The organism is Candidatus Pantoea multigeneris (assembly GCF_011752615.1).
GTDB classification, from domain to species: Bacteria; Pseudomonadota; Gammaproteobacteria; order Enterobacterales; family Enterobacteriaceae; genus Pantoea; species Pantoea multigeneris.
Genome location: NZ_VWXF01000003.1, coordinates 71,590 through 84,981, shown reverse-complemented (window position 1 = coordinate 84,981; position 13,392 = coordinate 71,590). Strand labels below are relative to the sequence as shown.

The following is a 13,392-nucleotide window of genomic DNA, read 5'->3' as shown; positions in this document are numbered from 1 at the left end:
CAGACTGATGAGAAATGGCTCTGCCATTGAGACACTGCGCGATCTTGCTGAGAAGGATCTGGACAAGGCGATGATCCATTTAGGGGATATGCGTCGCGCACAACAGCAGGCTGATGAACAGTTACTGATGTTGCTGGAGTACCAGGATGAATACCGTAACAAGTTGAATCAGGACATGAGCGGCGGCATTGCCGCCAATCGCTGGTCCAACTACCACCAGTTTATCGCCACGCTGGAAAAAGCCATTGAACAGCATCGCGCACAGTTAACCCACTGGAATCAACGTATGGAGCAGGCCCTTGTCAGTTGGCGTGAGAAAAAGCGCCGCCTGAATGCCTACCAGACTTTACAGACCCGTGCCGCCGAGACGGCCTTACAACAAGAAAACCGGCTCGATCAGAAACGGATGGATGAATACGCCCAACGGGCCGCTTTGAGGAAAAGTGATTGATAACGCTACCAAAAATTGCCATCACTAAGGCCGATATCAACCTGGCAGACACCAGCGACAGTAGCGACGCGCAGAGCGGTGTGGCCGCGCTCCCCACGGATTTTGTCACTCAGCTAGGTAACCGCTTGCTAAGCCTGGTGAAACAGCAAGGCGCTTCTGCGCAATCGACTGATAGTGATGATAAAAACAGCGATAACGCCTCTCCGGCTACGCAGTTAAACGCGTTGATTGGCGCGTTGCAGGACCCACAGACCCTAAGTGCACTGTTAAACCGGGAAAATATTAAAGACACGGCGAAATCCGCCGATGATACAGATAATTCTGAATCGTCAGGGTTGAGTGCCAGTGAGATGCAGAGTGTGCAGGCGCTGATGGCGATGTTGCCTGGCACAGCAGCCACCCCAGTAGAGACGCGCGCAACAGAAGCTAGCGCAATCGTCACGTCGGGCGCTTCACCTCTGGTGAGCAAGCTGGTGCAAAGCGAACAGCAGCAAACCGCGAAAGAGCGCGGTGTAAGTCAGGAGACGGCTGCCACCTCGCTGAGTGTAAAAAGCAGCGTCAGCCCGGATGACACCAGCAGTACACCGGTGCGCAATGACGCAGTCAGCACGCTGACACCGACACAGAATAAAGATTTTCAGCAGACGCTGAATAGCCTGGTGACTCAGAGCAGCAACGGCAATCAGGCCGTGAAAAGCAGTGACAGCAGTAATGATAGTCAGAGTACGGCAGTCACCTTTAGTGCGACCAACGTAGTGAGCCAGCCGCTGGCCGCAGCCAGCAATAATACGCCAGCCACACCGACGTTAAATGCACAGCTAGGCAGCAATGAGTGGCAGCAAGCGCTGAGCCAACAGGTGGTGATGTACAGCCGTAATGGGCAACAGAATGCAGAGCTACGTCTGCACCCGGAAGATCTGGGTTCGATTCAGATCAGCCTGAAACTGGAAAACGATCAGGCACAGTTAACTATGGTTTCCAGTCACAGCCACGTCAGGGCCGCGCTGGAAGCCGCTCTGCCGCAATTGCGCACGGCGTTAGCGGAGAGTGGTATCAACCTGGGGCAGAGCCAGGTCAGCAGTGACAGCTTCTCGCAAGGCCAGGGTTCCCCGCAGCATCAGGAGGCCCGCCGCGATGGACAGCACGGCAGCTTCTCTCTGGCTCAGGAAAATGATAGTGCGACAGCGCCGATCGCCGTTCCTGCCTCACTTCAGGCGATGGTTACCGGGACAGGTGCTGTTGATATCTTTGCCTGACAGCGACAAACGCTGAAGGTAAGCGTAAAACCCGTGTCTTTTCTTGCCATTGTTTGACTTAAGACACGGGATAATCTGTCCAGGCGAGCCGAAAAGCCCGCCCATAATTCACAGGAAGTAACTGCAAAAATGTCTGATAACGCGAAAGCTAAAGGCCGCAAACGTTCAATTTTAGTGCCGGTGTTACTGTTCGTCACCCTGGCCGCTTGCAGCGTAGCAGGCTATGCAGTCTGGCGAATGATGAATAAACCCGAGGGCGAAAAGTCGGCTGCTGCGAAAGTAGAACCGCCGGCCGCGCCGGTCTTTTTTGCACTTGATACATTTACGGTTAACCTGGTCAATCCCGATAACGATCCGGACCGCGTCCTGTATGTAGGCTTTACCCTGCGTCTACCGGATGAGGACACCCGTCGTCGGCTGAATGACTATCTGCCCGAGGTGCGCAGCCGTTTGCTGCTGCTGCTTTCGCGCCAGAGTGCTGGTGCGCTGGCAACAGAGCAAGGAAAACAGGCATTGGTTGAACAGATCAAGCAGGTGCTGGCCCCCCCTCTGGTAACAGGTCAACCTCCGCAGGCGGTAAACGACGTACTGTTTACGGCCTTCATTTTAAGGTGAGTCAATGGGCGATAGTATTCTCTCCCAGGCAGAGATTGACGCGTTGCTCAATGGCGACAGCGACAGCGCGGAAGTTGAAAAGAGTCAAAGTGGTCCCGAGGGCGATATCCGCCCTTACGATCCTAATACCCAGCGCCGTGTGGTGCGTGAACGCTTACAGGCGCTGGAGATTATTAATGAACGTTTTGCCCGACAGTTCCGTATGGCGCTGTTTAACCTGCTACGTCGCAGTCCGGACATCAGCGTTGGTGCAATTAAAATTCAGCCTTATCATGAATTTGCCCGCAATTTGCCGGTACCAACCAACCTGAACTTGATCCATCTGAACCCGCTGCGTGGCACCGCTCTGGTGGTGTTTTCCCCAAGCCTGGTGTTTATCGCGGTGGACAACCTGTTTGGTGGCGATGGTCGCTTCCCCACCAAAGTTGAGGGGCGTGAGTTTACGCACACTGAACAGCGAGTCATTCGCCGCATGTTGAAGCTGGCACTGGAAACCTACAGCGAGGCCTGGAAAGCCATCTACCCGCTGGAAGTGGAATATGTGCGTTCAGAGATGCAGGTCAAATTCACCAATATCACCACATCGCCGAACGATATTGTGGTGAATACCCCGTTCCAGGTTGAGATCGGTAATCTGGTGGGTGAATTCAATATCTGTATTCCCTTCTCAATGATTGAACCGCTGCGTGAGCTGCTGGTCAATCCGCCGCTGGAGAACTCCCGTCAGGAGGATAACCACTGGCGCGAAAATCTGGTGAAGCAGGTGCAGCACTCCGAACTGGAGCTGATTGCCCACTTTGCCGATATTGCGCTCCGCCTGTCGCGCATTTTGCAGCTAAAACCGGGCGATGTTCTGCCCATCGATAAACCGGATCGCATTATCGCCCACGTCGATGGCGTACCGGTACTGACCAGTCAATACGGCACCCTGAACGGCCAGTATGCGCTGCGTGTTGAGCACTTGATAAACCCGATTTTGAATTCGCTGAATGAGGAACAGCCCGATGAGTGAGACTAACAAACCGTCCGAGGACGCCATCTCTGCGGACGATCTGTGGGCTGAAGCCATGAACGAGCAGGCGGCAACCGCACCTGCGGCATCACGCGATGGCGTGTTTAAATCGTTTGAGAGCAACGATCTTGCCAGCTCATTCCAGGATATCGATTTAATTATGGATATTCCGGTCAAGCTGACCGTGGAGTTGGGGCGCACCAAAATGACCATCAAAGAGCTGCTGCGATTAACGCAAGGTTCGGTGGTGGCGTTGGATGGATTAGCCGGTGAACCGCTGGATATTCTGATCAACGGCTATCTGATCGCCCAGGGCGAAGTGGTGGTGGTCAATGATAAATACGGCGTGCGCATTACCGACATTATCACGCCATCTGAACGTATGCGTCGCCTGAGTCGTTAAGATGAATCCACAATCACCCCTGCTCCATGCGACCAGTCACACAGAGCCCGTGGTTTCTACCGCCTCTGTTTTGATGCAAATCGTCGGTGTTCTGGCGTTTATCATTTTACTGATTCTCGCCTGCGCCTGGCTGGCACGCCGTTCAGGGCTGGCAACCCCTAAGGCGAGTAGCCACAGCCTGAAGCTGGCTGGCAGTTTGCAGGTGGGTCAACGTGAGCGGGTGGTGATTGTCGAAACCGCAGATGCCCGCTTAGTGCTGGGGGTGACTGCGCAGCAGATCGCCCTGCTACATACGCTTCCCCCCGCAGAACCGGGCACCGATGCGGCTGCAACCAGCGCCACGCCGGATTTCCGTCAACTGCTGCAAACGTTTAAACGTCGTGGAAAAAAATCCTGATGCGCCGATTTTCACTTCTTCTGCCCCTGCTGTTTCTGCTGCCGGGAGCCGCGCAGGCTGAATTGCCAGGTTTGCTCAGCCATCCGCTGCCTGGCGGCGGCCAGAGTTGGTCACTGCCCGTTCAGACCCTGGTCTTTATTACCTCACTGACCTTTATTCCTGCCGCACTGCTGATGATGACCAGCTTCACCCGCATCATTATTGTCTTCGGCCTGCTGCGCAATGCGTTGGGTACCACGTCAGCCCCACCCAACCAGGTTTTGCTGGGATTAGCGCTGTTTTTAACCTTTTTTATTATGGCGCCCACCTTCGATAAGATTTATCAGGATGCCTACCTGCCCTTTAGTCAGGATAAAATTGCCATGGATGTCGCCCTGGACAAAGGCGCACAACCGCTGCGTGAGTTCATGTTGCGCCAGACACGCGAGGCCGATTTGGCCCTGTTTGCCCGTTTAGCCAATACCCCGCCGATTCAGGGCCCGGAAGCGGTGCCAATGCGCATCTTGCTCCCCGCCTATGTGACCAGCGAGCTGAAAACCGCCTTTCAAATCGGGTTTACCGTGTTTATTCCCTTCCTGATTATCGACATGGTGGTTGCCAGCGTGCTGATGGCGCTGGGCATGATGATGGTGCCCCCTGCCACTATCTCACTGCCGTTTAAGCTGATGCTGTTTGTGCTGGTGGATGGCTGGCAACTGCTGATCAGCTCACTGGCGCAAAGTTTTTACTCTTAATCGCACAAGGCAGAACAAGATGACACCCGAATCGGTGATGATGATGGGGCAAGAAGCCATGAAGCTGGCCCTGATGCTGGCCGCCCCCTGCTTACTGGCGGCACTGGTCAGCGGTTTGACCATTAGCCTGCTCCAGGCGGCGACCCAAATTAACGAACAGACGCTGTCGTTTATCCCCAAAATCCTCGCCGTCGCGGCCACGGGGGTCATTGCAGGACCGTGGATGCTGGGCCTGCTGCTGGATTATATGCGCAATTTGTTTACCAACCTGCCCTATATCATTGGCTGATGGTCACTTTAGACAGCGCCCAACTGGTACATTGGGTCAGCCAGTTTTTCTGGCCTCTTGCACGTATTCTGGCCCTGTTTGCCACGGCACCGTTATTCAGCGAAAAGAACATCAGTAATCGCGTGAAAATCGGCCTCGCAGTGATGGTTACCTGGTTACTGGCTCCGCTGCTCCCGGCGGTCAACACCACGCTGTTCTCTGCGGCTGGCTTCTGGGTGTTATTACAGCAAATTCTCATCGGGGTAGGCCTCGGCTGGACCATGCAGTTGGCTTTCGCCACCGTGCGGGCGGCAGGAGAAGTGATCGGCCTGCAAATGGGGCTCTCATTTGCCACCTTCTACGATCCCGGCAGCCGCGCCAGCATGCCGGTGGTGGCCCGACTGCTGGAAATCTTAGCCCTGCTGTTGTTCCTCTCCTTTGATGGGCATCTGTGGTTAATTTCGCTGCTGGCAGACAGTTTTCATATCTTGCCAATAAACGACACGCCCCTGAATGCCTCGGCGTTTATGGCATTAACCCAATCAGCGTCACTTATTTTTCTTAACGGTATGATGCTGGCATTGCCCTTAATCGTCTTACTGCTCACACTCAATCTGGTCCTGGGATTGTTAAACCGCGTTTCACCACAGCTCTCTATTTTCGCCATTGGTTTTCCCGTGACATTAACAGTAGGAATACTGACATTAGGGTTAATGATGCCGTTGCTCGCACCTTTTTGTGAACATATTGTTAGCGAAGTGTTTGATTTAATCGCACGATTCTTGCATCAGCTCGCGAACGGCTAATCATTAGCCGTCTCATCACCTGTTTACGCCCAATAGTTAAGCGTTCAAAATGTATCTGAGCATTTTTTGCACCATTTATAACTGAAAAAAGCTAAGGAAATTCTGATAAGTGCGATTGGGGAGTGAAAATTATTCTTATTAAAACGCGCTTCGCGTATTTTAGGTGTCGTGTTCGGTTAGCTGTAACTGCACATAATTTATGACAATTCCGGTAATAAACTGTTTTTCAGGTAAAAATCGGCCATAAGCGATTTTACTTGTCAGATAAACATTTTTCCGGCATTGTCAACATTCGTTGAAACGTTACACTTTCGAGAAACAAATGCATTTAAGAATTGTCCTATCAGCAACTAACGAGTTATCAGCGATAGTGGCAAGGGTTAAATCACAACGCATCTGTAGTAACACAGCGACCTCGGTTGTAAGGGGGTTGGTGACGTCTCAGCTCAATAATATGCTTAGCAAATTAGTGCATGGAAGTAGACTCCTCTCTTTGAGAATCTCTGTGTAACGATGCCAGGTTATAAAAAAATAAAAAGTATTTTTGAAATCTCTCTCGTACCACAACGTGAAATTCATCGTTGATTTAAACGGATAACAAATTGGTGAGGGTCGCTAACATGCCAACAATTATTATGGATTCATGCAACTACACACGACTGGGGTTGACGGATTATATGTCCTCGAAAGGGGTCAAAAAGAAAAACATATATTCAGTTAACGATATAGAACAGTTACAACAAAAGTGTGCTCAGCTTAAACCTGGTGTGGTCTTTATTAGCGAAGAGTGTTTTATCCATGAGTCTGATTCAAGCGATCGCATCAGGCAGGTAATCATTCAGCATCCTGATACGCTTTTCTTTATTTTTATGGCGATCTCTAATATCCATTTTGAGGAATATCTCTACGTTCGTAAGAACCTGATTATTACATCAAAATCGATGAAGACATCGACACTGGATTCGCTGTTAACCACATATCTACAGAAGAAATTCAACCTTTCTTCACGGATCTCTTCTGGGTTGGATGTTCATCCGCTCACGTTGAGCCAGACAGAATCAAATATGTTGAAAATGTGGATGTCAGGACGCGACACCATTCAAATTTCCGAAGAGATGCAAATTAAGGCAAAAACCGTTTCTTCACATAAAGGTAATATTAAACGCAAAATTAAGACGCACAATAAACAGGTGATTTACCATGTGGTGCGTCTGACCGATAATGTCACCTCCGGTATTTACGTCAATGTAAGACCTTAATCTCTGTTGTCCGGAGCCTGACTCAGGCTCCGGTTCATTTTGCTAGCCAGATCTCATTTCCCCCACTAAGTATTTTCCCGCGCGTGCCGATGCTTTCTCATACCACACTGCCTATGAGAGAGATAACATGCATACCGCTCCGCTTCATCCCCGAACAGATTCCTCCCGTCGCTGGCAAAACCTGCGGATGGTTCCTCTTTTCACTCTTATTTTCACCGGTATTTTACTGCTGTTTGCGCTGTGTATTAGCGTGGCCAGCTATTACCTTCACCAAAGTGATCAGGCCCTGAAAGACGCCACTGAAGAAATTCAGGTGCGTATGGCGATTTCCAACAGTTCCAACCATCTGCGCACGGCTCGTCTGAACGTCATTCAGGCTGGCGCAGCGACACGCATAGGCGAGATGGACGCATTCCGCAAGGATTTGGCCCGTACCCAACAGCGGATTCAGTTGGCGAAAGACGGATTTTCGGCCTATCTCCACCGCCGGGTCAAAACCCCTGCCGATGCTGCACTCGATGCCGACCTCGAAACCCGCTTTAACAACTATGTGCAAAAAGGGTTGCAGCCGATGATCGAGTCGGCCCGTCAGGGGAGCTTTGAGGGGATTGTTTCACAGGAGACGGACGTTACGCGCAAGCTGGATGATGCCTACAACGAAGTCCTGCTCAAGGTGATTCAAATCCGCACGCAGCGCGCAGATCACATTCGTCTTGAGGCAGAGCAGCGTGCACGCACCGGTTTCATCTGTATGGGTGTCGCCTTTGCCCTTGCTCTGGCATTAACGCTGCTCACTTTTGTTTTCTTGCGCCGGGTGATCATTACCCCACTGCGCCATGCGGTTAGCCATATCACCCTGATTGCACAAGGTGATCTCACCTCACCGACGCAGCCACAAGGCCGCAATGAGATTGGTACGCTGTTGACCCATCTGCAAAAGATGCAACATGCACTGGCAACTACGGTCAGCGGCGTGCGTGAAGGGGCGATGGCTATTTATCAAGGCTCGGGTGAAATCAGTGCCGGAAATACAGACCTCTCTTCCCGAACAGAACAGCAGGCGGCCGCGCTGGAGCAGACCGCCGCCAGCATGGAACAACTCACTGCGACCGTGAAACAAAACGCAGAGAATGCCCATCATGCCAGCCAACTGGCGGCCGATGCGTCAGCCAAGGCACAGGATGGTGGCGAGTTGGTTGCCGGGGTCGTCACCACCATGGATAACATCTCCAGCAGCTCGAAAAAAATTGCAGAGATCACTAACGTGATCAACAGCATAGCCTTCCAGACCAACATTTTGGCACTGAATGCCGCCGTTGAAGCGGCCCGTGCGGGTGAGCAGGGGCGCGGTTTTGCCGTGGTCGCCAGTGAAGTCCGTAACCTGGCACAGCGTAGTGCTCAGGCCGCCAAGGAGATCGATGGCCTGATTGCAGAATCCGTCGCGTTGATCAGCGAAGGATCACAACAGGTTGGCAGCGCGGGTGGCACCATGCATGAGATTGTCACCGCCGTGCGCCGCGTGACCGATATCATGGCTGAAATTGCCGCCGCTTCAGATGAACAGAGCCGGGGTATTCAACAGGTGAGTTTAGCGGTGACTGAAATGGATAACGTTACCCAGCAAAATGCTTCGCTGGTTGAGCAGGCTTCTGCCGCTGCCGCCGCGCTGGAAGAGCAAGCGGGTCGTCTGACTCAATCTGTGGCGGCATTCCGCCTGGACAGCCACAGTGGAATCAGCGCCCCTGCCTCCATGCCGGTGGCCGCGATTGCACGGCCCACCCGACTTGCGGCAGTGACATCAGATAACAGCCACTGGGAAACCTTTTGATTCTGGCGGGCGCTCACCCGCCCGTGTTGGCTTTTCACTTTCTTAACATTTCCCGTTGAGACTTTTAGCGCTGTAATTTCTTACACTTCTCTCACTGCACCAACCCCAAAGGCGCAGTCAACCTAAAAGTAACAAGGATTTTTGCCCGCGCAGCGCGGGCTTTTTTTTGTCCCGCGTTTCACACCGTCTCTTACCGCCAGCGAAAACATTCCAGCGCCCATAAAAAAACCCGACACGCTTGGCCGGGTTAAAAAGACACAAAATTTCGTTACACCAGGGAATTCACTAACAGTTCACAAAATGAACTCCCCTGCCTCTCAAGACAAGTCTTGATCTTCATTTGCAGCATAAAATGTGATCAACACTGCAATATCTGGCTACAAGAACACCGCCCTGCTGTGATTTTATCTGCCGTAAACTCAGGTTAAATCCCTCCGCTGACGAGAGCCGTCATAAAAGCGGTCTATACTGTTGAAATCACAGGATCATAGCCATGTAACCGCAAGGAGCTGAGCAATGATTGACCGGCAACACCCCTTGTTGATTGTCACTGACCTGGATGGATCGCTGCTTGACCACCACAGCTACCGCTGGGATGCCGCGCAGCCCTGGCTGGAGCGCTTGCGTCAGCAGTTGATTCCCCTGGTTATCTGTTCCAGTAAAACAGCCGCAGAGATTGTTCCGTTACAGAAGCAGCTCGGGCTGTCAGGCAGTCCGTTTATTGCGGAAAATGGTGCAGTGCTGCAACTGAACAGTGAGCAACGCCTGCAACCCCACAGCGGGTCGCTCAGCTACTCCGCCTTGTGTCAGCAGATCTCCCGCTTGCAGACACAGTTTCACTTCACCCCCTTCCACCAATTGAGTGATGTGGAAGTCAGCGCGGTGAGCGGACTTACTCTGGCCCAGGCGGAACTGGCACGTCAGCGTGAAGCCTCTGAGGTGCTGATCTGGCGCGACAGCGAGGGCGCGTTTGCCGCGTTTCAACAGCAACTGGCCGCACAAAATTTGTCGTTGCTACAAGGCGGGCGTTTCTGGCACATATTGCCAGCCGATTGCAGCAAGCAAGCGGCGCTGGCTCAGCTCCTCACCACGCTCTCTGCGACGGCGGGCGGAAAATTGACCACCATTGGGCTGGGTGATGGCCCCAACGATGCCACGATGTTAGACAGCGTTGACTACGCCGTCGTGATCAAAGGCTACAGTAAACAGCCGGTTGAACTCCATCGCCCGGATAAAGACAACATCTACTTTACTGCGCACTACGGCCCTGAAGGGTGGAGCGAAGGAATGGACTATTTTCTGACGCCAGACACCTAATCCCTGACCGCTAACCAGAAGGATGATGCGATGAGTGACTTTTATCAGAATGGCGTAATCACCAATTTCCATAACCTCACCCACCGCAGCGTATCTTCGCTGGAGAATGATTTGGTGCGCTTCTCGCACAAGCGCAAAATGGGGCTCATCTTGCCCTCGCTGTTTTCCGAACTTGAAGGCCCAGCGCTGGATAAAATCGTGAATGAACTGGCGCAGGTGCCCTATCTGGAAGAGATCGTGATCGGTCTGGATCGTGCCGATCGCGATCAATTTCTTCACGCACGAGAATTCTTTTCCCGCCTGCCACAGCGCCACCGCATTTTGTGGAATGATGGCCCACGTCTGAAGGCACTGGATGCAGAACTGGACAAAGAGGGGCTTTCCCCCAGCCAGCCCGGCAAAGGACGTAACGTCTGGTTCTGTACCGGTTACGTGTTAGCCTCTGACCGTAGCAGCTGCGTGGCGCTGCATGACTGCGATATTGTTACCTACGAACGCGGGATGCTGGCTCGCCTGCTCTACCCCCTCGCCAACCCGGCGTTTCAATATGAGTTCTGCAAAGGATTCTATGCCAGAGTGGCAGATGGCAAGCTGAATGGCCGTGTTGGACGCTTACTGGTTGGCCCCTTGTTACGTTCCCTGCAAAAAGTCTACGGCCATTCGGAGTTCCTCGATTACCTTTCCAGCTTCCGCTACCCCCTCTCAGGTGAGTTCGCAATGCGCACTCATGTGTTGAATAACATCAAGATACCCGGTGACTGGGGGTTGGAAATTGGCGTGCTGTCGGAGATTTATCGTAACTACACCACGCGCCAGACCTGCCAGGTGGAAATTGCCGATAACTACGATCACAAACACCAACCGTTGGCCGAAGAAGATGGTACCGGGGGGCTGAAGCGAATGAGTAATGACATTGTTCAGTCGCTGCTGCGTAAGCTTGCCACCATGGGGGTGAACCTCACCAGTGATTCATTCCGCGTGTTAAAGGCCACCTACTATCGGAACGCGCTGGACATGATGGAAACCTACAACCATGAAGCGGCGATGAATGGCCTGAAGTTCGATCAGCACAGCGAAGAAGCTGCGGTGGAGATGTTCACACAGGCGATTCTTGATGCAGGCCAGGCCTTTATTGAACGCCCTAATGAGAAACCGTTTATTCCGAGCTGGAGCCGGGTGCAATCGGCATTTCCGGATATTTTGCAGCGTATTTATCAGGCGGTTGAAGAGGATAATGACGGGACAGTCTGAGGAAAATGATACGGGGATGCAGGTGCATCCCCATTACCGCTAGCCGACCAGTTCGCCAACGATGGCGCTGTGGCTCAGCTCATCGCTACGAAAGGCTTCCTGTCTTACGGCATAGCCATCATACCAACGACACTCAACCATGCCGCTTGCATGACCGGTCACCACCATAGTGGGTCCGCCATCTCTGTGCTGAACTGCATCACTGACTGCAAAGACCATAAGTGCTCTCCCTTTGACCGAAATTAGAACCCTGAAAGGTATAGCATCCTTAAGTTATTTTGACCTCTAAAAGAATGTGAAATGTGTGCGAATTCAGAATTTGGCAGATAAAAATGCGGAATATAAAAAAAGCGGATAAAAAATATCATCCGCTTTGAAGGGGTTAAATCTTACAGCTTTCGCACTCGCCTTCGTCGTTCAGGTCAGCTGGCACAGCGCCCGCTTTCTCTTCGGCGCGCGCTTCGGCATCAGCTAACTGCGCGTCAATATCAAATTCAAACTCGTCATCTTTCATGGTGTGTGCTCCCGTTCGGTTTAGCGCGCGTTATACCTCTTTACCCCGCACTCTGGCAATCAGGCTCACCAGTAATAGCACGATCGACCCAACGATAAAGCCCAGGACCAGGTGGCTGCCGTTGTTCAGCAGCATCGTAACTATGCCGCTAAAGCCCGCAGTCAGTTGTTCCAACTGATGACCAAGCCAGGGAATACCGTGCACGATAATGCCACCGCCCACCAGGAACATGGCGATGGTGCCGACAATCGACAGGAATTTCATTAGCAGTGGTGCAGCAGCCAGTAACACTGCGCCGAGTCCACGGGCAATCGCCGAGGGCTTTTTGTCTAACCAATAGCCGAGATCGTCAATTTTTACGATCACCGCCACAATGCCGTAGACGCCCACGGTGACCAATAACGCAATACCAGCCAGAATCATCACCTGGTTCAGCAGAGGTGCCTCGGAGACCACCCCTAACGTCAACGCCACGATTTCCGCCGAAAGAATAAAATCAGTGCGAATAGCCCCTTTCACCTTCTGCTTTTCGTATTGCATCGCGTCCTGGCGGGCCAGGTTATCCAGCCTTTGCTGGCGCGCTTCCGGGCTGTTTTCCTCTTTATCTCGCTGGAAGCTGTGGAGCACTTTTTCCACCCCTTCGTAACAGAGATAGGCCCCGCCAATCATCAATAGCGGCGTGATAAGCCAGGGCGCAAAGGCGGAAATCAGCAGTGCCAGCGGCACCAAAATCACTTTATTGAGTAATGAACCTTTTGCCACGCCCCAGACCACGGGCAGTTCACGGTTGGCTTTTACACCGCTGACCTGCTGCGCGTTCAGTGACAGATCGTCACCCAGCACGCCGGCGGTTTTTTTCGCCGCGATCTTTCCCATCACGGAGATATCATCCAGAAGTGTTGCTATATCATCCAACAATGTCAGTAGACTTGTTCCCGCCAAGATTAACTCCCTCTTTTATTCATCTTCATGCTGACAACAAGGACAGCGTTCTACCGGCACGACGCTAATATCCGCAATGCCCGCGCAATCCCATTCCACTCTGACCGCCTCACCTTCCTGCCATGTGGCGTGCAGATATTTACTGACTGGGCTTTCCGTCATCCCGCTTATCTCTTCCGTGGCAATCAGCCTTTCGCCTACATAGATGCGCGCGGTGGCATGGGTGCCGACCATGCGCTCATCCTGGAGTTGATACAGCCTCTTCACGGTTAGCTTAATACTGGACATGCTATTTTCCTGTTTGACGGACAAGACGCATTATTCAAGCAACCAGGCTAC

17 protein-coding genes are annotated in these 13,392 nt (G+C 52.5%); 13 read left to right on the top strand and 4 right to left on the bottom strand.

Going from position 1 to position 13,392, the window contains the following annotated elements:
- Nucleotides 1–7 precede the first annotated feature (7 nt).
- The 13 genes from fliJ to F3J40_RS09165 all read left to right on the top strand — a co-directional run bounded on the left by fliJ (nucleotide 8) and on the right by F3J40_RS09165 (nucleotide 11,597).
- The gene (fliJ, locus tag F3J40_RS09225) at nucleotides 8–451 is read left to right on the top strand and encodes a flagellar export protein FliJ (protein WP_167013973.1); all 444 of its coding nucleotides are present in this window, start codon (nucleotides 8–10) and stop codon (nucleotides 449–451) included.
- Entirely contained in the window at nucleotides 448–1,707 is a 1,260-nt protein-coding gene (locus F3J40_RS09220) for a flagellar hook-length control protein FliK (RefSeq protein ID WP_167013970.1), read from the top strand. The genes fliJ and F3J40_RS09220 overlap by 4 nt, the downstream gene beginning before the upstream one ends.
- A 129-nt stretch (nucleotides 1,708–1,836) precedes the next feature.
- Nucleotides 1,837–2,322, top strand: a complete 486-nt coding sequence (fliL, locus tag F3J40_RS09215; protein WP_017346432.1) for a flagellar basal body-associated protein FliL — start codon at nucleotides 1,837–1,839, stop codon at nucleotides 2,320–2,322.
- Nucleotides 2,323–2,326: 4 nt separating this feature from the next.
- Complete coding sequence (gene fliM, locus F3J40_RS09210; protein ID WP_017346433.1) at nucleotides 2,327–3,334, top strand: flagellar motor switch protein FliM; 1,008 nt, start codon at nucleotides 2,327–2,329, stop codon at nucleotides 3,332–3,334.
- The gene (fliN, locus tag F3J40_RS09205; protein ID WP_017346434.1) at nucleotides 3,327–3,737 is read left to right on the top strand and encodes a flagellar motor switch protein FliN; all 411 of its coding nucleotides are present in this window, start codon (nucleotides 3,327–3,329) and stop codon (nucleotides 3,735–3,737) included. Before fliM ends, fliN begins: the two co-directional genes overlap by 8 nt.
- A 1-nt stretch (nucleotide 3,738) precedes the next feature.
- Nucleotides 3,739–4,134: a flagellar biosynthetic protein FliO gene (gene fliO / locus F3J40_RS09200; protein ID WP_167013968.1), complete on the top strand. Its 396-nt coding sequence runs from the start codon at nucleotides 3,739–3,741 to the stop codon at nucleotides 4,132–4,134.
- Nucleotides 4,131–4,868, top strand: a complete 738-nt coding sequence (fliP, locus tag F3J40_RS09195; protein WP_026042443.1) for a flagellar type III secretion system pore protein FliP — start codon at nucleotides 4,131–4,133, stop codon at nucleotides 4,866–4,868. Before fliO ends, fliP begins: the two co-directional genes overlap by 4 nt.
- A 19-nt stretch (nucleotides 4,869–4,887) precedes the next feature.
- On the top strand, nucleotides 4,888–5,157 hold the full coding sequence (gene fliQ, locus F3J40_RS09190; protein ID WP_017346437.1) for a flagellar biosynthesis protein FliQ: 270 nt from the start codon (nucleotides 4,888–4,890) through the stop codon (nucleotides 5,155–5,157).
- A complete protein-coding gene (fliR, locus tag F3J40_RS09185; RefSeq protein WP_167013966.1) occupies nucleotides 5,157–5,942 on the top strand; it encodes a flagellar biosynthetic protein FliR in 786 nt (261 codons plus the stop codon). The genes fliQ and fliR overlap by 1 nt, the downstream gene beginning before the upstream one ends.
- A 620-nt stretch (nucleotides 5,943–6,562) precedes the next feature.
- The gene (gene rcsA / locus F3J40_RS09180) at nucleotides 6,563–7,201 is read left to right on the top strand and encodes a transcriptional regulator RcsA (protein WP_167013964.1); all 639 of its coding nucleotides are present in this window, start codon (nucleotides 6,563–6,565) and stop codon (nucleotides 7,199–7,201) included.
- A gap of 127 nt (nucleotides 7,202–7,328) precedes the next feature.
- Nucleotides 7,329–9,029, top strand: coding sequence for a methyl-accepting chemotaxis protein (locus F3J40_RS09175; RefSeq protein ID WP_167013962.1), 1,701 nt, complete (start codon nucleotides 7,329–7,331; stop codon nucleotides 9,027–9,029).
- Nucleotides 9,030–9,545: 516 nt separating this feature from the next.
- Complete coding sequence (locus F3J40_RS09170; RefSeq protein WP_167013960.1) at nucleotides 9,546–10,346, top strand: mannosyl-3-phosphoglycerate phosphatase-related protein; 801 nt, start codon at nucleotides 9,546–9,548, stop codon at nucleotides 10,344–10,346.
- 30 nt (nucleotides 10,347–10,376) lie between these two features.
- A complete protein-coding gene (locus F3J40_RS09165; RefSeq protein WP_017346442.1) occupies nucleotides 10,377–11,597 on the top strand; it encodes a glycosyltransferase family protein in 1,221 nt (406 codons plus the stop codon).
- Nucleotides 11,598–11,636: 39 nt separating this feature from the next.
- Here the strand turns inward: F3J40_RS09165 and F3J40_RS09160 are convergent, their stop codons facing one another.
- The 4 genes from F3J40_RS09160 to F3J40_RS09150 all read right to left on the bottom strand — a co-directional run bounded on the left by F3J40_RS09160 (nucleotide 11,637) and on the right by F3J40_RS09150 (nucleotide 13,341).
- Complete coding sequence (locus tag F3J40_RS09160) at nucleotides 11,637–11,816, bottom strand: YodC family protein (protein WP_017346443.1); 180 nt, start codon at nucleotides 11,814–11,816, stop codon at nucleotides 11,637–11,639.
- A 163-nt stretch (nucleotides 11,817–11,979) separates the two neighbouring features.
- Nucleotides 11,980–12,111, bottom strand: coding sequence for a hypothetical protein (locus tag F3J40_RS25055; RefSeq protein ID WP_017346444.1), 132 nt, complete (start codon nucleotides 12,109–12,111; stop codon nucleotides 11,980–11,982).
- A gap of 30 nt (nucleotides 12,112–12,141) precedes the next feature.
- The gene (locus tag F3J40_RS09155; protein WP_167013958.1) at nucleotides 12,142–13,053 is read right to left on the bottom strand and encodes a DUF808 family protein; all 912 of its coding nucleotides are present in this window, start codon (nucleotides 13,051–13,053) and stop codon (nucleotides 12,142–12,144) included.
- Between the two features lie 15 nt (nucleotides 13,054–13,068).
- A complete protein-coding gene (locus F3J40_RS09150; RefSeq protein ID WP_167013956.1) occupies nucleotides 13,069–13,341 on the bottom strand; it encodes a hypothetical protein in 273 nt (90 codons plus the stop codon).
- Between the last annotated feature and the right edge of the window lie 51 nt (nucleotides 13,342–13,392).